The 19,794-nt window shown below is 66.0% G+C and carries 19 protein-coding genes; 4 read left to right on the top strand and 15 right to left on the bottom strand.

Annotation, left to right across the window (positions count from 1 at the left end; genetic code table 11):
* Nucleotides 1–206: 206 nt before the first annotated feature.
* From tyrS to QMA10_RS17055, 3 genes are all read right to left on the bottom strand, one after another.
* On the bottom strand, nt 207–1,526 hold the full coding sequence (tyrS, locus tag QMA10_RS17065; RefSeq protein WP_290170337.1) for a tyrosine--tRNA ligase: 1,320 nt from the start codon (nt 1,524–1,526) through the stop codon (nt 207–209).
* Between the two features lie 13 nt (nt 1,527–1,539).
* Entirely contained in the window at nt 1,540–3,807 is a 2,268-nt protein-coding gene (locus tag QMA10_RS17060; RefSeq protein ID WP_290170335.1) for a UvrD-helicase domain-containing protein, read from the bottom strand.
* A gap of 165 nt (nt 3,808–3,972) precedes the next feature.
* A complete protein-coding gene (locus QMA10_RS17055; protein ID WP_290170334.1) occupies nt 3,973–4,530 on the bottom strand; it encodes an adenine phosphoribosyltransferase in 558 nt (185 codons plus the stop codon).
* Between the two features lie 177 nt (nt 4,531–4,707).
* Here QMA10_RS17055 and QMA10_RS17050 point away from each other — a divergent pair, with 177 nt between their 5' ends.
* Entirely contained in the window at nt 4,708–5,703 is a 996-nt protein-coding gene (locus QMA10_RS17050) for an aldo/keto reductase (RefSeq protein ID WP_290170331.1), read from the top strand.
* Nucleotides 5,704–5,840: 137 nt separating this feature from the next.
* On the opposite strand, the gene QMA10_RS17045 is transcribed toward QMA10_RS17050, so the two are convergent.
* From QMA10_RS17045 to argC, 12 genes are all read right to left on the bottom strand, one after another.
* On the bottom strand, nt 5,841–6,482 hold the full coding sequence (locus QMA10_RS17045; RefSeq protein WP_290170328.1) for a DNA-3-methyladenine glycosylase: 642 nt from the start codon (nt 6,480–6,482) through the stop codon (nt 5,841–5,843).
* 66 nt (nt 6,483–6,548) lie between these two features.
* Complete coding sequence (locus QMA10_RS17040) at nt 6,549–7,397, bottom strand: SRPBCC domain-containing protein (RefSeq protein ID WP_290170326.1); 849 nt, start codon at nt 7,395–7,397, stop codon at nt 6,549–6,551.
* Nucleotides 7,398–7,565: 168 nt separating this feature from the next.
* On the bottom strand, nt 7,566–8,372 hold the full coding sequence (locus tag QMA10_RS17035) for a maleylpyruvate isomerase family mycothiol-dependent enzyme (protein WP_290170324.1): 807 nt from the start codon (nt 8,370–8,372) through the stop codon (nt 7,566–7,568).
* A 110-nt stretch (nt 8,373–8,482) separates the two neighbouring features.
* On the bottom strand, nt 8,483–9,001 hold the full coding sequence (locus tag QMA10_RS17030; RefSeq protein ID WP_290170322.1) for a pyridoxamine 5'-phosphate oxidase family protein: 519 nt from the start codon (nt 8,999–9,001) through the stop codon (nt 8,483–8,485).
* Nucleotides 9,002–9,118: 117 nt separating this feature from the next.
* Complete coding sequence (gene argH / locus QMA10_RS17025; RefSeq protein WP_290170320.1) at nt 9,119–10,576, bottom strand: argininosuccinate lyase; 1,458 nt, start codon at nt 10,574–10,576, stop codon at nt 9,119–9,121.
* 3 nt (nt 10,577–10,579) lie between these two features.
* The gene (locus QMA10_RS17020; protein ID WP_290170319.1) at nt 10,580–11,788 is read right to left on the bottom strand and encodes an argininosuccinate synthase; all 1,209 of its coding nucleotides are present in this window, start codon (nt 11,786–11,788) and stop codon (nt 10,580–10,582) included.
* A gap of 79 nt (nt 11,789–11,867) precedes the next feature.
* Nucleotides 11,868–12,404 carry an arginine repressor gene (locus tag QMA10_RS17015; protein ID WP_290170317.1) on the bottom strand — a complete coding sequence of 179 codons (537 nt, stop codon included), beginning with the start codon at nt 12,402–12,404 and terminating at the stop codon, nt 11,868–11,870.
* Complete coding sequence (argF, locus tag QMA10_RS17010; RefSeq protein ID WP_290170316.1) at nt 12,401–13,384, bottom strand: ornithine carbamoyltransferase; 984 nt, start codon at nt 13,382–13,384, stop codon at nt 12,401–12,403. Before argF ends, QMA10_RS17015 begins: the two co-directional genes overlap by 4 nt.
* Nucleotides 13,381–14,712: an acetylornithine transaminase gene (locus QMA10_RS17005; RefSeq protein WP_290170314.1), complete on the bottom strand. Its 1,332-nt coding sequence runs from the start codon at nt 14,710–14,712 to the stop codon at nt 13,381–13,383. Before QMA10_RS17005 ends, argF begins: the two co-directional genes overlap by 4 nt.
* Nucleotides 14,712–15,632 (bottom strand): acetylglutamate kinase, encoded by a 921-nt coding sequence (argB, locus tag QMA10_RS17000; RefSeq protein ID WP_290170312.1) that lies wholly within the window; start codon nt 15,630–15,632, stop codon nt 14,712–14,714. Before argB ends, QMA10_RS17005 begins: the two co-directional genes overlap by 1 nt.
* A gap of 11 nt (nt 15,633–15,643) precedes the next feature.
* On the bottom strand, nt 15,644–16,864 hold the full coding sequence (gene argJ / locus QMA10_RS16995; RefSeq protein ID WP_290170310.1) for a bifunctional glutamate N-acetyltransferase/amino-acid acetyltransferase ArgJ: 1,221 nt from the start codon (nt 16,862–16,864) through the stop codon (nt 15,644–15,646).
* Nucleotides 16,864–17,895, bottom strand: a complete 1,032-nt coding sequence (gene argC / locus QMA10_RS16990; RefSeq protein ID WP_290170309.1) for an N-acetyl-gamma-glutamyl-phosphate reductase — start codon at nt 17,893–17,895, stop codon at nt 16,864–16,866. The genes argJ and argC overlap by 1 nt, the downstream gene beginning before the upstream one ends.
* Nucleotides 17,896–18,060: 165 nt before the next feature.
* Here argC and QMA10_RS16985 point away from each other — a divergent pair, with 165 nt between their 5' ends.
* From QMA10_RS16985 to QMA10_RS16975, 3 genes are all read left to right on the top strand, one after another.
* Nucleotides 18,061–19,026, top strand: coding sequence for a quinone oxidoreductase (locus QMA10_RS16985; RefSeq protein WP_290170307.1), 966 nt, complete (start codon nt 18,061–18,063; stop codon nt 19,024–19,026).
* Nucleotides 19,027–19,079: 53 nt separating this feature from the next.
* Nucleotides 19,080–19,535: a hypothetical protein gene (locus QMA10_RS16980; protein ID WP_290170306.1), complete on the top strand. Its 456-nt coding sequence runs from the start codon at nt 19,080–19,082 to the stop codon at nt 19,533–19,535.
* Nucleotides 19,535–19,794, top strand: a 260-nt coding sequence (locus QMA10_RS16975; protein ID WP_290170305.1) for a transcriptional regulator, incomplete at its 3' end; no start/stop codon positions are given. The genes QMA10_RS16980 and QMA10_RS16975, both read left to right, overlap by 1 nt.

Below are 19,794 nucleotides of genomic sequence, written 5' to 3'. Positions count from 1 at the left end.
GTCCGCCAGACACTCACCGGGGCAACTCACTAAACTTTACACAGAGTTGCCGGTCCTTGCAAACCGCCGGAGTGTGATCTGCTGCACGCCCGGCCGGGGACCTCCGCAGAGAACGGAAAAGCCGGCCCCGGTCTCCGCAGGTCCCTGGATTTCCCGGTCCCGCGGAGCCGAAGCCGGCCTCCCCCAATCAGCTGTGGGTGTAGTCCCTACGCTGCGCTAACTTCCACCGTTGCCAGGGTTCGCTTGCCGCGACGCAGCAGCAGGTACTTGCCGTGCAGCAGCTCATCCGCACCGATAACGGCTTCGGCATCCGTAACCTTGCGGTTGTTCACATACGCGCCGCCTTCGGCAACGGTCCGGCGGGCAGCCGAATTGCTGGCCGACAACCCGGAGGCAACAAGCAGGTCGATGATCCCCAGGCCGCTGCGGTCCACAACTACGCGCGGAAGTTCCGCTGTGGCGGCGGTCAGTGTTGCTTCATCCAGGTCACCGATCTCACCCTGTCCGAAGAGTGCGGCCGAAGCGGCAATAACCTTCTCGGTGGCTTCCTCCCCGTGAATCAGGGAGGTCACGTCGTACGCCAGCCGGCGCTGGGCCGCGCGCTTGTGCGGTTCTTCGGCCACGGCACGGGCCAGCTCTTCAATCTCCGCCTTCGACAGGAAGGTGAAGACCTTGAGCCGGTCAACGACGTCGGCATCCGAGGTATTCAGCCAGAACTGGTACATGGCGTACGGGCTGGTCATGGTGCCGTCCAGCCAGATGGCGTTGCCCTCGCTCTTGCCGAACTTAGTGCCGTCAGAGTTGGTGATCAGCGGCGTACCCAGGGCGTGAACGCTCTTGCCTTCAACCTTGCGCACCAGTTCGGTGCCGGAGGTGAGGTTGCCCCACTGGTCCGAGCCACCGGTTTCCAGCACACAGTTGTAATCGCGGAAGAGCTGGAGGTAGTCCATTCCCTGCAGCACCTGGTAGCTGAACTCCGCGTAGGAAATGCCCTCATCCGAGTTCAACCGCGAGGAGACGATCTCCTTCTTGATCATGGTGCCCACCCGGAAGTGCTTGCCGATGTCACGGAGGAAGTCGATGGCACTCATGGGCGCGGTCCAGTCAAGGTTGTTGACCATCCGCGCGGCGTTGTCCCCCTCAAAGCTGAGGAAGCGCTGCACCTGTCCCTGCAGGTAGCCGACCCATTCCGAGACGGTTTCCTTGGTGTTCATGGTGCGTTCCGCCGTCGGACGCGGATCGCCCACCAGACCGGTGGATCCGCCCACGAGGGCCAGCGGCCGGTGCCCGGCCAGCTGCAGCCGGCGCATCGTCAGCAGCTGCACCAGGTTGCCCAGGTGAAGGCTCGGCGCGGTTGGATCGAAGCCGCAATAATAGGTGATCGATTCCCCGGCGAGCAGTTTCTCCAGTTCGGCCTCATCCGTGGAGACATGGACCAGTCCACGCCACTTCAGTTCCTGCCAAACATTCTCGAAAGTCGGATCATTGTTTTGGGCGCTCAGGCCCACGGGGGTTTCGGTAGTCACGTTTTCCAAAATATCAGTCTTCTTCGTCGATAATTCCGGCGGGTACCGGATGTGCCGCAATAAGACGCAGCCGCTGTGTGGGACGGGTCATCGCAACGTAAAGGTCGCCCACCTTCCCGGCCGCAGCAGTCAGCAGCTCTTCGGGCTCCAGGATGACGACGCCGTCGAACTCCAGTCCTTTGGCCTCCCGCGGCGAGGTGACCACAATGTCCTGCTCCAGACCGCCGGCACCCGTGCCCAGGCGCTTGCCGTACACCGCGCCTACTGCCCGGCGGACGGCTTCAAGGTGGTGTTCCTCGGCAATAACCGCCAGGAGCCCGCCCTCGAGGGCTGCCAGGTCCTCGGGCAGAGTCTCCATGAGACGGTCAACCAGCCCGCCTTCGGGGACAGAGTCGATGAACGGCGCCCAGCGTCCCTCGCGGACCGCCTTGGGGGCGGACACCACGAGGCCGGCAGCGTTGGCCATGCGCACGGCTGCTTCTGCGATCTGCGCGGGGGTGCGGTAGTTCACGGTGAGCTCTTCGAGCGTCCAGCGGTCCCCCACGAACGGCGTCAGCGCCTGCTGCCACGAAGTGGCACCGGCGGCGGAGCTCGTCTGGGCAATGTCACCCACCACGGTGAAGGACTTCAGCGGGCAGCGCCGCATCAGCAGTCGCCACTGCATGGCGGAAAGCTCCTGTGCCTCGTCCACCACAATGTGCCCGAAGGCCCACGTGCGGTCGACGGCGGCACGGTCGGCCGCGGTCAGGCGGGCCTCCCCCACCGTGTTGTGGTCAGCCAGATCCTCGGCGGACAGGATGCCGTGGGCCCCCGAGTCCTCCAGGAAACCTTCCGTGTTTTCGATGGCCCGCTCGGCGTTGGCCAGATCCCGTTTGCGCTGTTCTTCCCGCAGGGCGTGGTCGCGTCCGGCGGAAGCGTCCAGCTCACCCAGCAGTTCAGCGGCCTCGTCCAGCAGCGGAACGTCAGCTTCCGTCCAGGGTGCGTCAGCGCTGCGGCGCAGCAGTGCGATTTCTTCGGCACTCAGGCCGGGGGCAGCACCTTCAAGGTGTCCGGGCTTGCTGAACAGTTCAGACAGCAGCTTCTCCGGCGTCATCGGCATCCAGCACAGGTTCAGCGCCACACGCACATCGCGGGAGCTGCGGACGTCCTCGGCCAGGTAGGCCCGGTCCGTGCTGTTGCCGGCGCCGGAGGACTCTTCGAGCTGCTCCGTCAGCTGCTCGGTGAGTTCGCGCAGCAGGATCTTTACGAAGGTCACGCGGGCTTCGTTGTGCGGCTTGCCGGTGGCGCGCGCGCGGTCGCGGGCGCGCTGGACCATCTTCGGTGTCAGCGACAGGATGGTCCCCTCAACGTTCAGCTTCCGCGGTTCCAGCGGCAGGCGCTGCCGGTTGGCAACGGCGCGGGCCACCACGTCCGCCATCGAGATGCGGCCCTTGATCTCGGCAACATTCGCGTCCTCTTCCGGGACGGCGTTGATGCCGGGCATCAGCTGCCCCAGGCTGGACATGACGACGCCGGTCTCACCCAGGGACGGAAGGACGCGTTCGATGTAACGGATGAAGGCGTTCGAGGGTCCCACCAGCAGCACACCGGCGGACTTGAGGCGTTCACGGTGCGTGTACAGCAGATATGCGGCGCGGTGGAGCGCGACGGCGGTTTTGCCCGTTCCCGGTCCGCCCTGCACCACGAGGGTGCCGGCGAGGGGTGCCCGGATGATGCGGTCCTGCTCGGCCTGGATGGTGCCGACAATGTCCGACATCTGTCCGGTGCGCTTGGAATTCAGCGCGGCCAGCAGGGCTCCTTCACCTTGGAGTGCTTCCTCTTCCTCGAGCATGCTGTAGTCCAGCACATCGTCTTCGATGGCCTGGACGTTCCTGCCCTTGAGGATCAGGTGACGCCGGCGCCGGACGCCCTGGCGTTCAAAAGCGGTGGCCTGATAGAAGGTGCCGGCTTCCGGCGCCCTCCAGTCCACCATCAGCCGCTGCAGATCAGCCGTGGAGAGGCCAATTCGGCCAATGTAGCGTTCCTCCCCGTCGTCAAGATCCAAGCGGCCAAAAACCAGCCGGTCATCCACGGCATTCAACTGCGCCAGGCGGTCTTCATACATGGTGGCGAAGGCATCGCGTTCGGAGCGGTTCTGGTGTGAACCGGCCGAATGGCTGCGCCGCACCTGGGCCAGCTGCTCGCGCTTTTCTTCACGGAGTTCATCGAGTCGCTGGTACAAACCGGCGACGTAGTGTCGCTCGTGTTCCAGCTCGTGGTGGGCAGAAGACGTTTCAGGCATGTTCGCGTTCCCTCTCGCAAAGGCAGACCCACAAGTTTAGCGCGCATTTGGACTTTTTCCATGCACTGAGCTATTTAAGTGACGCCGGCCCTTGCCGGATGGGTCTAGGTGCGTCTCCGTTCGGAGCCGCGGTGGTACTCCGCCCTATGGAAGAGCGGAAACGGGTTAATAACCCAGAAGTGCGTGAACGGGATAGCCCTCGAGTGCGGCGCGGCCGCCGAGGTCTTTCAGTTCCAGTACGACGCCGAAGCCGGCCACGGTGCCGCCCGCTTTTTCGATGAGGCGGGCGGTGGCGCTGAGGGTGCCGCCGGTGGCAAGCACGTCATCCAGGATCAGCACCCGGGACCCGGCGGGGAGATCATCCTGGTGAACCTCGAGCGTGTTCTCGCTGTATTCCATGGAGTAGCTCTCGGAAAACACGCGGCGAGGCAGCTTGCCGGGCTTGCGAATAGTGATGACGCCCTTGTCAGCCGCGTAGGCAGCCGCTGCGGCGAGGAGGAAGCCGCGGGCCTCCACACCGGCGACGTAGTCGAAGCGGCCCTCATACTCGGCCAGCAAGGCATCCACGACGCCGCGGAATGCGGGGCCGTCGGCGAAGACCGGTGTCAGGTCACGGAAGACCACGCCCGGCTTGGGGTAATCCGGCACTACTGCGCCCAGTCGTTCGATGGTGTCGGCAATGGGTTCAGTACTCTGTGCGGCGTCCGCGGGCGTTTCTTTCACCCGTCCACCTTACCCGCTCTGCCGCGGGTCCCTTGGGCCCGCAGGGGCAAAAGTGGCACTTGTCTCGATGCCGCCCACTGCCTGCAGCGGGTGGAATAAAGGCTGGGGGGAGCCGGTTTCCACGTTTGAGCGGGTCCTTCGGCGAGGGCCCGGAATCGACAGTGAGGATTACACCCTATGGCTAACCTGCACCAAGTGCTGAAGAACAAAATCGGCTTCGGAACGGCTCCGCTGGGAAACATGTTCCGGGAGATTCCCGAAGCGGAAGCCCTCGGCACCGTTGAGGCCGCCTGGAATGAAGGGATCCGTTACTTCGACACCGCTCCGTTCTACGGGGCCGGGCTGGCGGAATCCCGGCTGGGTGAAGTCCTGTCAGGGAAGAACCGGGACGAGTATGCGCTCAGCACCAAGGTGGGACGGCTGATCCTTGATGAGGAAGAGGAGAAAGGCTCCGGCCTCTTCACACACGGGCGCTCCAACAAAATCGCCACTGATTACACCGCTGATGCCACGCTGCGCTCCATTGAAGAAAGCCTGGCCCGGCTGAAGACCGACCGCCTGGATTTTGTCTTCATCCATGACACGTCCCGGGACTTCCTCGGTGATGAGTGGGTATCCAAGTTTGACGAGGCCAGGACCGGCGCGTTCCGGGTGCTTGCCCGCCTGCAGGACGAGGGCGTGATCAGCGGCTGGGGCCTGGGCGTCAACACCACGGAACCCATCGAGCTGGCCATGGACATGGACGGGGCGGCGCCGACCATGAGCCTCTCCGCCACCCAGTACACCCTGCTGCAGCACGAACGCGCACTGCAGCGCATGATGCCCGCAGCACTGGAGAAAGGCGTGGGCATCGTCGTCGGCGGTCCCTATAACTCCGGCGCCCTGTTGGGCGGGGATTACTTCGACTACGCCGAGATCCCACCGCAGATCAAGGAGCGGATTTCCCGGCTGACGGCAATTGCCGGGCAGCATGAGGTAAGCCTGAAGGCTGCGGCGCTGCAGTTCTCCACCGCCCATCCTGCGGTGGCCGCCGTCATCCCGGGTTCCAGCCGGCCGGAGCGCATCGCGGAGGATATCGCGGCGCTGCAGGCACCGATCCCCCGCGCATTCTGGGACGAGCTGCTGGGGAATCAGCTGATTTCCGCTCAGGCTCCCCTGCCGGACGGCGAATAGACGGTTCTGCCTGCGGCGCCTTTGCTGTCAGCAGTGCCTGCTGCCGCTGAGGCTTTACCGGCAGGCGGTGTCCGGGATGGTTATCCCGGACACCGCCTGTGCTTATGTCGTCTGCATTTTTGGGTGGCCTGCATCCGCTAACGGGCCGTTGCGCCGGCCGGCCGGCGCTTGGGCTGTGCGGGACGGTACTTGGAAACGGTGGGATCGCCCGTCAGCCAATACCGCCACGGATACTCATCCGTACCGCCCGGTCCGCTGACGCCAACCCGCGGGCCAGAGGACACCAGTGCGTGAGGGACCGGCTCCGCCGGCAGCTCCAGCCGCAGGGGTGCCGTAAAAACGTCAGCGCCGTCAAGAGCACGGTCGATCCCCAAGGCCTGGGCCAGCCTGGCGGGGCCGCGGGCCAGATCCAGATCAGTCCGGGGGTTGTTGCGGCGCATCCTCGCCGTGTCCGCGCCTGACACGATTTCGCCTGCCCGCAGCAGCAGCCCGGTGGCATGGCCTTCCTCGCCGCACACCACGTTGGCGCAGTAATGCATCCCGTAGGTGAAGTAGACATACAGATGGCCTGCCGGACCGAACATGGTGTTGTTCCTGGCGGTGCGGCCACGGAACGCATGGGAGCCGGGATCAACGTCCCCCATGTAGGCTTCCACCTCGGTGACGCGAACGCTCACCGGTTCCCCGCCGTCGTCGTGCGTCAGCACCGATCCCAGCAGAAGGTGTGCTGCCTCCGTTGCGGGCACCGCAAGCCGTGACCTCTCGCTCTTGTCTTCCATCTTTCGACCGTAACAACTGCCGGGCCGTCCCGGGGAATCGCGGAGCTTCCGGCACTACACCGGACGCTAAACCATGGGCCGGTAGAACCGCTCCAATGCTGCCATCCGGTGTAAATTCGGATGCGGCATGCCCCCGTCAAGCTGGTCACGCGCGGAGTCCAACGCCATGTGCCAGCCGGCCAGGAGTGCTGCTGTCCCGTCCCGGCTTCCGGTCACTCCCTGGCGGACCGTTACCCTGGTTTCTTCGCCGTCGCCGGTCATCTGCACCTCCGCTTCCCCGCCAACTCCCAGCCTCCGGCCGGCAGCATCAACGGCTGCCTCCACATCTTCCTCCGGGGCCCGGTACCACCGGTCAAAGACCACTTGGGCGCCGGGTCCCGAGCCGGTGACCAGTCCCATAGTGGGCGAGACGTCGAAATCCTCCGCATACGCGTCCCTGAGGGCCACCCACGTCTCCATGCTGTCGCGGGCCGGTTTCTGTCCTGCCGCAACGGATGCGAAAGCCGCCAGGATGCCCTGCCACCCGGCGCTGCCCTCCGCTAAGAAATCCGCTGTATCGGTGCGGGAACGGAACCGCAGCTGGGCTCCTTCGATGCTCGAGAGAACCTGCCATTCCAGTACGGATTCCGATCCCAGCTGGTCTTCCCACGAGATCTGCAGGCTGGAGCGCGGTTCCAGCTGGAGCACGGTTCCAATACTGGTGCCGCCGTCCATTTCCAGCGTGTACTCCTTGCCCAATTGCCATGCCGGTTCCAGCCGTCCGAGCCAGAGCGGGACCTTTTCCGGATTCGTCAGGATGTCCCAAATATGAGCTGTGGGATAGTCGAGCCGGCGGTCGAAGACCAGCGCGTAACCGTCGGTTAGCCTCTCGATTCGGCCTTCGGGAACGGGGGCGGAAGTGATCTGTCCAGGCACGGCAGGGTCCTCTCGTCCAGGGCGGCCGGGTAGGGTTCCGTTCAGCGTAGCCCGGGCCCGGACGGATCCGTAAGGCTCTGCAGACGACGACGGCGTGCGGCTTCCGGATTGATCCTCCTCGGACGTCGCTGTCCAACGCAGCCGGAACTCACGCTCTTCGGGTTGGGACTACTTGGCGGGAATGCCCGAGGGCCACGGCAGCAGCTTGGGAAGCTCGATACCGTCCGCGTCCGACTCGGCCCGCAGGCTGCCCAGGTTAGGGGTTCGTCCGGCAAGCCAGGCGGCAATGTCCGTAGCCATGCCATTTACAGACACGGTGCTGCCGGTCGCGGCAGCCGCTTCTCCGCCGGTTTTTCCGGTCAGGACAAGCGGGGCCATGCCGAAGGGCTGCAGCCTCAGGCGTACCCCGGCAGGAACGCGGGCGGAGAGGAACCCGAACAGATGCTCACAGAACTGAGGGGACCACCTGTCGGCTTCGCTGCCGTTGCCCAAGTCCGTTGCGTGGATCACCAGTTCCCGCCACAGGGCCAATCCCCCGTCCCGCACCACTCCGCCGCGGTAAGCAATGGGAGCTTGCCAGCCCTCGTTGCTCAGGTCGCGGAAGGCCGACAGGGCACGGTCCAGTGCTGCGTCCAGGTCTGCGCGGAGCCGGTCGGCCGAACGGACGGAAGCTTCCTCGATGGCACGGTTGCGGCCGTCGGCACCGCCGTCATACAACTCAATGGTTTCTCCCCGGGCCGCATAGTCCAGCTGGCGTGCCATGGCATCGGCCACCCCGGCCACATGCGCCAGGACGTGTCCGCGGGACCAGCCCGGCAAGCGGGAAGGGGCACGGACATCGGCGTCCGTCAGCGGGGCGGCGCAACTCCGGAAATACGCTGCAGCAGCTTCCACATTGGACAGCAGCGCAGAGGGGGCGGGGCGGTCCGGGGACTTGGGCCCGAACGAACCCGGAGCATGAGTAAAACCAGTCATTGCACCACCTTATGGGAGCCGGACCATTTCGCCACGCAGCAGCACAAGCGCCGTCGACACGTGCCGCTCCAGGCCCCGGCAGCCTCAGGAACAGACGGACCGCGCCAACATCAGAGCCGGTAACGGTGGCGGATGTGGTGCCGGTCCGGGTCTGCCTGCCAAAACTCCACCTCAGCCGGTTGCAGTGCGTACACCTGCCACTGCGGATTCTCCGAGCCGTCGGCGCCCGGGCGTTCATTCCAGTCCCTCGCCGACACTGCTTCGGAGAGCTGGACGACGGTGCCGGCAACCCGGACCTGCCGTCCCAGCTCGGACCAGTAAAAGTTCATGGCTGCACGGGGGTTGGCTGAGAGCTCCCGGCCCTTCCTGGAGGTGCGGGAGGTGGCAAAGTGCCAGCCGTCGTCGTCGAGTTCCTTCAGGATGAGCATTCGTGAGGACAGGTTGCCGCCCGCGTCCGCCGTGGCCAGCGAAAAGGCATGGGGCTGGCGGACACCTGCGGCCAAGGCCCCGTCCAGCCAGGAGCGGAACAGCTCAGCCGGATCGGCCGGCGCACCGGCGGGGTCGAAGTCCGGCAGGTCCTCCGGAAAATCGGGCAGGGCACGCAGCATCAGCCGGAAGGAATCAGTCATGGCCCAAGGGTAGCCGCTGGGCTGTGCTGAGCGCAGGAGCCCGGGAGACGAACAGACCCCGGAGGCAACCGGCCTCCGGGGTCTGTTCATTCAGCTGCAGCGCTCACGCTGTGCAGCTCAGGCGGTGTAGCCGCGTGCTGTCTCCAGCTCCGATTTCAGCGCAGCCAGCTGCGCCTCCACGGCAGACCGGGCCGTGCCGCCCTGGGCGCTGCGGCTGTCCAGTGACCCTTCGGTGCTCAGCACGCTGCGCACCGCCGGGGTGAGGTGCTCGGAAATACCGGCGTAGTCCTCATCCGTCAGGTCCCATAGTTCCACGCCGCGGCTTTCAGCCAGCTGGACGGCAGCACCGGAAAGTTCGTGGGCCTCACGGAACGGAACGCCCTGGCGGACCAGCCACTCAGCGATATCCGTGGCGAGAGCAAATCCCTGGGGTGCCAGTGCCTGCATGCGCCCGGTGTTAAAGGTGAGCGTGGCGATCATGCCGGAAACGGCGGGAAGCAGGACTTCCAGCGTGTCGGCGGCATCGAAAACCGGTTCCTTGTCTTCCTGGAGATCGCGGTTGTAGGCCAGGGGCAGTCCCTTAAGCGTGGCCAGCAGACCGGTAAGGTCACCGATCAAACGCCCGGCTTTGCCGCGGGCAAGCTCCGCCACATCCGGGTTCTTCTTCTGCGGCATGATGGACGATCCCGTGGAGAAGGCATCGTCCAGGGTCACGAAGGAGAATTCCTTGGTGGCCCAGATGATGATCTCTTCGCTGATCCGGGACAGGTCCACGCCGATCATCGCCGCCACCCAGGAGAACTCAGCGTAAACGTCACGCGAGGCCGTGCCGTCTATGGAGTTCCAGACCGCTGAATTAAACCCAAGTTCGGCTGCCACTGCATTGGGATCCAGCCCCAGTGAAGACCCGGCCAGGGCACCGGAACCGTACGGGGAGACTGCGGCCCGCTTGTCCCAGTCCATCAACCGCTGCACATCGCGCAGCAAAGCCCAGGCATGGGCCAGCAGGTGGTGGCTCAGCAGCACCGGCTGGGCGTGCTGGAGGTGGGTGCGTCCGGGCATGGCCACACCGACGTGCCTCTCGGCCTGCTCCACGAGGGCATCAACCGTAGCCAGGACCCCGGCAGCAATAATGCGGGCATGGTCGCGCAGGTACATCCGTCCCAGCGTGGCGATCTGGTCATTGCGGGACCGGCCGGCGCGCAGCTTGCCGCCCAGCGCAGGACCGGCCCGTTCAATGAGCCCCCGCTCCAGGGAGCCGTGCACGTCCTCATCCGAGTCGGCGGGAACATACGCGCCCGAGCGGACATCGGCGTCAAGCGCGTCCAGGGCGGCGAGCATGCCTGCCAGCTCCCCGTCGTCGAGCAGGCCGGCGGTATGCAGCACGCGGGCGTGCGCACGGGAGCCGGCAATGTCATAGCCGGCAAGCCGCCAGTCAAAGTGGGTGGACTTGCTCAGCGCCGCGAGGGCATCCGCGGGACCGCCGGCAAAGCGGCCGCCCCACAAAGCACCCTGAACGGTGGAGCCAGCTGATCCTGTGCCGGTTGCTTCAACCGGCGGCTTGCCGTGATTCATTTCTTACTTACCTTCTGCCAAACGCTGGTCGCGGCCGGAGGCCACCTTGGAGGACATGCCGAAGAGCTCGATGAAGCCGCGGGCCATGGACTGGTCGAAGCTGTCGCCGGTGTCGTACGTGGCCAGGTTGAAGTCGTACAGCGAGGAATCGGAACGGCGTCCGGTCACCACGGCGCGGCCGCTTTCCAGCGTCATCCGGATGTCGCCTGAGACGTACTTCTGGGTGTCTTCGACAAAGGCGTCCAGGGACTTCTTCAGCGGGGAGAACCACTGGCCGTCGTAGACCAGTTCGGTCCAGCGCTGGCCAACAGTCTTCTTGAAACGTGCCTGCTCGCGTTCCACCGTGACGTTTTCGAGCTCGCGGTGCGCGGCCATCAGCGCCATGGCACCGGGGGCTTCATAGATTTCACGGCTCTTGATGCCCACCAGGCGGTCCTCGACGATGTCGATGCGGCCGATGCCCTGGGCGCCTGCACGGCGGTTCATCTCTTCGATGGCCTGCAGCGGCGTAACCGGCTTGCCGTCAATGGCCACGGGAACACCCTGCTTGAAGGTAATGACCACTTCATCGGCCGGAAGGCCGGCGGCGGGATCGGAGGTGTATTCGTACACGTCAGGGGTGGGGCCGTTCCAGATGTCTTCCAGGAAGCCGGTTTCCACGGCACGTCCCCAGACGTTGGCATCAATGGAGAACGGGTTCTTCTTGGTGGTGACGATCGGCAGGTTCTTCTGTTCGGCAAAGGCAATGGCCTTGTCGCGCGTCAGGGCCAGGTCACGGACCGGCGCAATGCACTTCAGGTCCGGGCCCAGTGTCTGGATGCCTACCTCGAAGCGGACCTGGTCGTTGCCTTTGCCGGTGCAGCCGTGGGAGACGGTGGTGGCACCGAACTCGCGGGCGGCAGCGACCAGGTGCTTGACGATCACCGGACGGGACAGCGCGGAGACCAGCGGGTAGGAATCCATGTACAGGCCGTTGGCCTTCAGCGCGGGCATGCAGTACTCGGAAGCGAACTCGTCCCGGGCATCGGCAACATAGGCTTCCACGGCACCGCAGTCCAGGGCACGCTGGCGGATGGTTTCCAGGGACTCGCCGCCCTGCCCGACGTCGACCGCCACGGCGATGACTTCGGCGCCGGTTGCCTCGGCGATCCAGCCGATGGCCACCGATGTGTCAAGGCCACCGGAGTAGGCCAGAACAATGCGTTCGCTCACGAAATACGCTCCTCTTGCTTGGTGCAGCCCCTGTGTGGGCTGCCTGTTGATGAAGTAGATGGAAAGTTTGGAGGGACAGCTACAGGATGCGGCTGTCCGGAGCCTGCCCGTTGGCGGTGGCTTCGTCTGCGATGCGCAGGAAGCGCGCCGCCACGTCGGCGCCGCCGTTGGGGTCGCGGGTGACCATGACCACGGTATCGTCACCGGCGATGGTGCCGAGAATGGACGGCATCACTGAATGGTCGATGGCGAGGGCCAGGAAGTTCGCGGCACCCGGAGGAGTCCGCAGCACCACAATGTTGCCGGACGCTTCGGCCGTGACCAGCAGTTCCCCGCAGAGCCGGGCCAGCCGGGCGTCGAGGACTTCCTGGGTCACTCCGGACTGGGGTGCGCGTTCGCCGCCTTCGGAAGGCACGGCATACACCAGCACACCTTCCTTGCCCCGCATCCGCACCGCGCCCAGTTCCACCAGGTCACGGGACAGTGTGGCCTGGGTGACCTGGACGCCGTCGTCAGCCAGCAGTGCGGCAAGTTCAGCCTGGGACCGAACCGAGGATCCGGTCAGCAGGGCCCGGATGCGCGCCTGGCGTGCGGTTTTAGTGGCCGGCATACTCATGCTGTGCCTTCCGGACCTGCTGTCCCCTCCGGGACGCCGGTCAGTCCGGAGCGCGCCATGAGCCACACCATGAGGGCCTTCTGGGCGTGGAGCCGGTTCTCCGCCTCGTCCCAGACCAGTGACTGCGGACCGTCGATGACGTCGGCCGAGATCTCGTAGCCGCGGTAAGCCGGCAGGCAGTGCAGCACGACGGCGTCATCCGCCGCCTGTGCCATCGCCGCGGCGTCCACCGCATAGCTGCGGAAAAGGTCGGAACGGGCCGCCTTTTCATCCTCCTGGCCCATGGAAACCCAGGTATCGGTGGCGACGACGTCGGCCCCGGCCAGCGCTTCGGCGGGGTCGGTGGTGATCATCACCGATCCGCCGGTTTCCTCCGCACGGGCGGCGGCGGCGTCGACAATCAGCGGATCCGGAAGGTAGCCGATGGGCCCGGCCACCCGCACATGCATGCCTGCAGTGACACAGGCCAGCAGGTAGGAGTTGGCCATGTTGTTGGCGCAGTCGCCCAGATAGGCCAGGGTGAGCCCGGCGAGGGCCCCCTTGTGCTCACGGATGGTCATGAGGTCAGCCAGCAGCTGGCACGGGTGGTAGTCATCGGAGAGGGCGTTGATGACGGGAACCCGTGAGTGCGCTGCCATTTCCTCCAGTCCGGACTGCGCGTAGGTGCGCCAGACAATGGTGGAGACCATGCGTTCGAGGACCCTGGTGGTGTCCGCGACGCTTTCCTTGTGCCCAAGCTGGGATTCCCCGGCACCGATGATCAGCGGAACACCGCCGAGATCGGCAATACCGGCGGCGAAGGAAACCCGGGTGCGGGTGGAGGTCTTGTCGAAGATGACGGCCACCGTCTTGCGGCCGGTGGATTCGCCGGCGTAGGGCTGGTGCTTGTAGCGGTCCTGCTTCAGCGCGTCGGCCAGATCCAGCACTTCTGCCTGCTCGGCCTGGGTAAGGTCGGTGTCGACCAGAAAATGGCGGGTCATGATTGTCCTTTTGTCTTTGCGGACCCGGCGGCGGCCAGGATTTCCGGCAGGGCGTTCACGAATGTGTCGGCCTGGCCGGCGGTAAGGATCAGCGGCGGGGCCAGGCGCAGGGTGTGCGGGCCGGTGGAATTGATAATGAATCCGGCGTCCAGGGCGGCTGCCACCGCTGCCGGCGCGATGTCTTCGGCGAGGTCGAAGCCGATCAGCAGGCCGGCGCCGCGGACTTCGGTAACGCCTGGGACGGCTGCCAGCGCCGATCTCAGGTGCTCCCCGGTCCTTTGGACCTGCTCCAGCAGTCCCGTGGATTCGATGACGTGCAGCGTGGCCAGCGAGGCGGCCGTGGCCACCGGGTTGCCGCCAAAGGTGGTGCCGTGCTGGCCGGCGGTCAGCAGCGAGGAGACGCGCTCGCCGAAGGTCACCAGTGCGCCCACCGGGAAACCTCCGCCCAGGCCCTTGGCCAGGGTCATGGCGTCCGGCAGCACCCCTTCGGAGGCAAACCACGCGCCGGTGCGGCCAATGCCGGTCTGGACCTCGTCCACGATCAGCAGGGCGCCGGCAGCTGAGGTGATCCCGCGGGCTGCCTGCAGATAGCCTGCGGGCAGCGGAACCACACCGGCTTCGCCCTGGATGGGCTCCACGAAGACGGCGGCAACGGTGTTATCCACTGCGGCGCGCAGGGCCTCCACGTCCCCGAAGGGAACATGCTCGACTCCCCCGGGCAGCGGCTCGAACGGCTGGCGGTAGGCCTTTTTGGCGGTCAGCGCCAGCGCGCCAAGGGTCCGGCCGTGGAAGGCTCCGTCCAGCGCAATGATCCGGGTGCGCTGCGGCGTGCCGGCCGCTGACGCGCCGCCGGCGGCCGCGGTTCCGGTGTTGCGGCGGGCCAGCTTGAACGCCGCCTCGTTGGCTTCGGTGCCGGAGTTGGCGAAGAAGACCTTCGACCCCTCCGGCGCGCCGGCCAGCTGCAGCAGCTTCTCCGCCAGGGCCACCTGGGTGGGGCTTGTGAAGAAGTTGGACACATGGCCCAGAGTGGCCAGCTGGCTGCTGATCACCGAGGTCAGGAAGGGGTGCGCGTGGCCCAGTGCGTTGACGGCGATGCCGCCGAGCAGGTCCAGGTATTCCTTGCCGTCGGCGTCCCAGACGGTGCAGCCGCTGCCGCGGACCAGGACACGCTGGGGCGTTCCGAACACGCCCATCAGGGATGATCCGTAGCGGCGCAGCCAGTCCGAAGAGGTCCCGGTCAGTTCGGCCAGCGCGGCGTCGGTTTCAGGGAGGGCGGAAGTCCCGGAGGCCGCTGCGGCCTCGGTGTGTTTACTCATGGCGGTGCTCATTACTTCTCCTCCGGAATAACCTGGGTGCCGATGCCGGCGGTGGTGAAGACCTCCAGCAGCATGGAGTGGGCCATCCGGCCGTCCACGACGGCGGCACGGTCCACTCCGCCGTCGACCGCTGCCAAGCAGGCGCGCATCTTGGGGATCATGCCCGCTTCCAGCGTCGGCAGCATGTCGCGCAGCTCCCCCGCGGTGAGCGAGGAAATCAGGGAGGATTTGTCCGCCCAGTCGGCATAGAGGCCTTCGACGTCGGTGAGCACCACCAGCCGCGAGGCACCCAGGGCGACGGCGAGGGCGGCCGCAGCCGTGTCCGCGTTGACGTTGAGCACCTGGCCGGTGGGGGCGCCGTCGTCGTCCACTTCCGGAGCCACTGTGGAAATGACGGGAATCCGGCCGGCCTCGAGGAGGTCCACGATGGCGCCGGGGTTCACGCCGGTGACTTCACCGACCAGTCCAAGATCGACTTCCTCGCCGTCGACGACCGCTCCGGTCCGTTCGGCCCGCAGGAGCGCGCCGTCCTCGCCGGAGAGCCCGACGGCGTAGGGGCCGTGGGCGTTGATCATGCCCACCAGCTCGCGGCCCACCTGGCCGGTGAGGACCATGCGGACGGCATCCATGGCCTCGGGCGTGGTGACGCGCAGGCCGCCCTTGAACTCGGATTTGATGCCCAGCCGGTCGAGAAGCGCGCTGATCTGCGGGCCGCCGCCGTGCACCACCACGGGGTGGACGCCTACGTGGTGCAGGAAGACGATGTCCTCGGCAAAGGCCTGGCGCAGTTCATCGTTGACCATGGCGTTGCCGCCGTACTTGATGACCATGATGGAGCCGGCGAACCGCTGGATCCACGGCAGCGCCTCGATGAGGGTGGCGGCCTTGTCCTGGGCGGCCAGCTGTTCCTTGGCTTCTGTGGGTGTGCTCATGATGTCCCCGATCAGCTGCTGTACGCAGAGTTTTCGTGGACGTAGTCCGTGGTCAGGTCATTGGTCCAAATGGTGGCGCTTTCCGATCCGGCGTTCAGGTCGATCTCCACCGTAACCCTGCGGCCGGTGAGGTCCACCAGGTCGCGGGAATCGCCGATGCCGCCGTTGCGGCAGACCTGGATCCCGTTAATGGTGACGTTCAGCTGGTCCGGCTCAAAGGCGGCATCGGTGGTGCCGACCGCGGACAGGACCCGGCCCCAGTTGGGGTCGTTGCCGAAGATTGCCGTCTTGAACAGGTTGGACCGGGTGACGGCCCGGGAGGCGGTTTCGGCGTCGGCCACTGTTGCCGCATTCACCGTGGTGACGGCGATGTCGTGGCTCGCGCCCTCGGCGTCGGTGATCAGCTGCTGGGCCAGCGAATGGCAGACCTCGGTGAGACCGGCGGTGAATTCGTCCGGTTCCGGAACGGTTCCGGACGCTCCGGAGGCCATCAGGACCACGGTGTCATTGGTGGACATGCAGCCGTCCGAGTCGGTGCGGTCAAAGGTGACGGCGGTGGCTGCGCGCAGGGCGGCATCCAGATCCGCCGCGGGCAGCTGTGCATCGGTGGTCAGCACCACGAGCATGGTGGCCAGCCCCGGAGCCAGCATGCCGGCCCCCTTGGCCATGCCGCCAATGCTGTAACCGCTGCCGGTGAACGCGGCCTGCTTGGACACCGTGTCGGTGGTCATGATGGCCTCGGCGGCGGAAGCACCGCCGTCGGCCGCGAGAGCGTTAGCGGCAGCTTCCACGCCGGGGAGAATTTTCTCCATCGGCAGCTGCTCGCCGATCAGTCCGGTGGAGCAGACCACCACATCGGAGGCGGAGATGCCCAGGACGTCAGCGGTCTTCTCGGCGGTCGCGTGCGTGTTTTGGAAGCCCTGCGGGCCGGTGCAGGCGTTGGCGCCGCCGGAGTTAAGGATCACGGCGTCCGCCCGTCCGTCGGAGATGACCTGGCGGGACCAGTGCACCGGTGCTGCGGCCACCCGGTTGCGGGTGAAGACGGCGGCGGCGGCCTTGGACGGGCCGTCGTTGACCACCAGCGCCATGTCACGACCGCCGGAAAGCTTGAGTCCGGCGGTGATGCCGGCGGCGCGGAAACCGGCAGGAGCAGTAACTCCGGCGCCTCCTGTGCCGTTCGCGGTCCCCGTGGTGCTGCCGTTGGCTTCAATACTGTGTTCCGTGGTGCTCATTACGGGGCAACTCCCTGCGTCATCAGGCCGGCGGTCTCTTCAAGGCCAAGGGCAATATTCATGGACTGCACCGCTCCGCCTGCGGTGCCTTTATTCAGGTTGTCAATCACGCAGGTGACGATGACGCGGTTGGCATGCGCGTCGTAGACCAGCTGCAGGGCGGCGTAGTTGGAACCCGCCACCATCTTGGTGGCAGGCCACTGGCCCTCGGGCAGCAGCCGGACAAAGTGTTCGCGGCCGTACGCTTCCTGCCAGGCGGCCCGCAGCTGTTCCGGGGTAACGCCGGGCCGGACCTTCGCGGTGGCGGTGGTGAGGATGCCGCGGGCCATCGGTGCCAGCGTGGGGGTGAAGGACACGGCCACGTTCTCACCCGCCGCAGCCGAGAGGCCCTGCTCAATCTCCGGCGTGTGCCGGTGGCCGCCGCCCACTCCGTAGGGACTCATTCCGCCCATCACCTCCGAACCCAGCAGGTGCGGCTTGGCCGCCTTGCCCGCGCCGGAGGTTCCGGAGGCAGCAACAATGACGACGTCGTCGGCCTCCAGGAGCCCGGCAGAGAAGCCCGGGGCCAGCGCCAGCAGCGATGATGTGGGATAGCAGCCGGGGACGGCAATACGCGTGGCACCTTTGAGCCGGTCGCGGTGGCCGGGCAGTTCCGGCAGACCGTACGGCCAGGAACCGGCATGCGGAGAACCGTAGAACTTTTCCCACGCGAGCGGATCTTCCAGGCGGTGGTCTGCGCCGGCGTCGATGACGAGGACGGAAGGATCGAGTTCTGCCGCAATCGCGGCGCTGGCACCGTGCGGCAGCGCCAGGAAGACAACGTCGTGTCCGGCAAGGTTTTCCACCGTGGTGTCCACCAGGACGCGGTCTGCGAGCGCGTGCAGATGGGGCTGCAGTTCGCCCAGCCGGGAGCCGGCATTACTGTGGGCCGTGATGGCTCCGATGGTGACGGAAGGATGTCCGGCCAGCAGGCGCAGCACCTCGCCGCCGGCGTACCCGGAGGCTCCTGAGACAGCAACTGAAATCGTCATGCCCTTACCCTACAGCAAATTTATACATGGACCTTCATATTTATGCATACATGACGCGGGCCGGATGCTGCGTCCTCCGGCCACAAATCAGACGAACCCGTGCACGGGGGTCGCGGCTGCCCTACGATGGCAGCAACACAGACGCCGTTACGGAAGAGACATTCCATGCATAAAGCTATTGTGGTCCCCGCTCCCGGCGGACCGGAAATCCTGCGTGTCGAAGACGTTGACCTCCCCCTGCCAGGCCCCAAGGAGTTGCTGGTGCGCGTGGCCGCCGCCGGGGTGAACTTCATCGACACCTACAAGCGCAGCGGCGTTTACCCCATGGAATATCCATTCATCCCGGGCGTCGAGGCTGCCGGAACCGTCGTGGCGGCAGGCCGCGATGTTGCGGATTTCCGGGAAGGATCACGGGTGGCCACCGCTGAAGGAGGCGGCACCTACGCCGAGTACATGATCATGGAGGCGGACAAGGCACTGCCGGTCCCCGACGGCGTCAGTTTCGAGACTGCGGCGGCGTTGCCCATGCAGGGTATGACGGCACATTACCTGTGCAACTCCGCTTTTCCCGTCGAGGAGGGGCAGACCGTCCTGACCCACGCCGGCGCCGGAGGTGTTGGCCTGCTGCTGATCCAGCTCCTCAAAGCCAAAGGCGCCAGGGTGATCACCACGGCGTCCACGGACGGGAAGCGCGAGCTCGCCCGCTCGGCGGGCGCCGACCATGCCCTGGGTTATGAGGGCTTCGCCGAGGAAGTCCGCCACCTGACGGACGGTGTGGGCGTGGACGTAGTGTACGACGGCGTAGGCAAGGCTACGTTCCAGGGTTCATTGGCGAGCCTGCGGAAGCGCGGCATGCTGGTCCTGTTTGGCGGGGCGTCGGGACAGGTACCGCCCTTCGACATCCAGCAGTTGAATTCCGGCGGGTCTCTCTACCTCACCCGCCCCACCATCGGTGACTATCTGCTCACCCGTGAAGAACGGCAGTGGCGTGCCCACGAGCTGTTCGAGATGGTCCGTGCGGGCACGCTGAACGTCCGGATCGGCGCCACCTATCCGCTGGCCGAGGCCGCCCGGGCCCAGCAGGACCTCGAGGGACGGAAGACCACAGGCAAGGTGCTGCTGCTTCCGTAGGCGGGGACGAAAAAGCATGGACTTTCCATGTCGGCAACTCTAGAGTTGCCGACATGGAAACTCACGGCGTCGACCCGCGGACCGCAAAGGAACACCTCGACAGGCTTCAGGCCGACGGTGCCGCCGCCGCAAGGCGCTCCGGAGCGCCTTTCTGGTACGTCTGCCTTCAATCCCTCTGTATAGCCGGTTTCGTCAGCGCCTTCGGCCTGGGCCGCTGGGAAGCGATGGGATCCGCGGTGTCTGCAGTGCTTCTTGTCCTGCTGGGCATGCTCCGCCCGGTCATTACCGGCACCCGTGCAGAACCGTGGGCTTACCGCAGCTCCCTGCCGGCCGCCCTCAGGCAGGCAGGACTAGTGGCCGCGGCGGTGCTGCTGGCCATGTTCGCAGTAAAGCCTGCCGATTCCCCCGGGCTCCTGGGTATTGCTGTCCTGTTGAGCTTCGTCAGCAGCCTCGTGCTTGGTCTGCACACGGAGCGGGCCCTGGTCCGGTCCATTGCCGAGGACACCTGATGCCCGCCGCCGCCCGCTTTGACGAGGTTGTCCACGGAGCAGTCAGGCTGCGGGTCAGCGGGATGCTCGCACGGCTGGGAAGCACGGAGTTCGCGCTGCTTCGAGACACCCTGCAGGTGAGTGACCCGACCCTGAGTAAACACCTGAAGCAACTGGAGCAGGCAGGTTACGTGCAGCTGCTCAAGGGACCCGGACCGGCGGGACGAACACGCACCTGGGCTGAACTCACCGCCAAAGGCCTGGCAGCCTTCGACGGCCA

Origin of the sequence: Arthrobacter sp. APC 3897 (genome assembly GCF_030407495.1) — a bacterium.
GTDB lineage: Bacteria > Actinomycetota > Actinomycetes > Actinomycetales > Micrococcaceae > Arthrobacter_B.
This window is presented reverse-complemented; position numbering and strand designations above follow the sequence as displayed.

Coding starts and splice junctions, on each gene's coding strand:
- argF (WP_290170316.1), bottom strand. CDS start 13,384: ATGACCCGCCATTTTCTGGTCGACACCGACCTTACCCAGGCCGAGCAG.
- argC (WP_290170309.1), bottom strand. CDS start 17,895: ATGACGATTTCAGTTGCTGTCTCAGGAGCCTCCGGGTACGCCGGCGGC.
- QMA10_RS17050 (WP_290170331.1), top strand. CDS start 4,708: ATGGCTAACCTGCACCAAGTGCTGAAGAACAAAATCGGCTTCGGAACG.
- argJ (WP_290170310.1), bottom strand. CDS start 16,864: ATGAGCACCACGGAACACAGTATTGAAGCCAACGGCAGCACCACGGGG.
- argH (WP_290170320.1), bottom strand. CDS start 10,576: ATGAATCACGGCAAGCCGCCGGTTGAAGCAACCGGCACAGGATCAGCT.
- QMA10_RS17005 (WP_290170314.1), bottom strand. CDS start 14,712: ATGAGCACCGCCATGAGTAAACACACCGAGGCCGCAGCGGCCTCCGGG.
- QMA10_RS17015 (WP_290170317.1), bottom strand. CDS start 12,404: ATGAGTATGCCGGCCACTAAAACCGCACGCCAGGCGCGCATCCGGGCC.
- argB (WP_290170312.1), bottom strand. CDS start 15,632: ATGAGCACACCCACAGAAGCCAAGGAACAGCTGGCCGCCCAGGACAAG.
- QMA10_RS17045 (WP_290170328.1), bottom strand. CDS start 6,482: ATGGAAGACAAGAGCGAGAGGTCACGGCTTGCGGTGCCCGCAACGGAG.
- QMA10_RS17060 (WP_290170335.1), bottom strand. CDS start 3,807: ATGCCTGAAACGTCTTCTGCCCACCACGAGCTGGAACACGAGCGACAC.
- QMA10_RS16985 (WP_290170307.1), top strand. CDS start 18,061: ATGCATAAAGCTATTGTGGTCCCCGCTCCCGGCGGACCGGAAATCCTG.
- QMA10_RS17035 (WP_290170324.1), bottom strand. CDS start 8,372: ATGACTGGTTTTACTCATGCTCCGGGTTCGTTCGGGCCCAAGTCCCCG.
- QMA10_RS17030 (WP_290170322.1), bottom strand. CDS start 9,001: ATGACTGATTCCTTCCGGCTGATGCTGCGTGCCCTGCCCGATTTTCCG.
- QMA10_RS16980 (WP_290170306.1), top strand. CDS start 19,080: ATGGAAACTCACGGCGTCGACCCGCGGACCGCAAAGGAACACCTCGAC.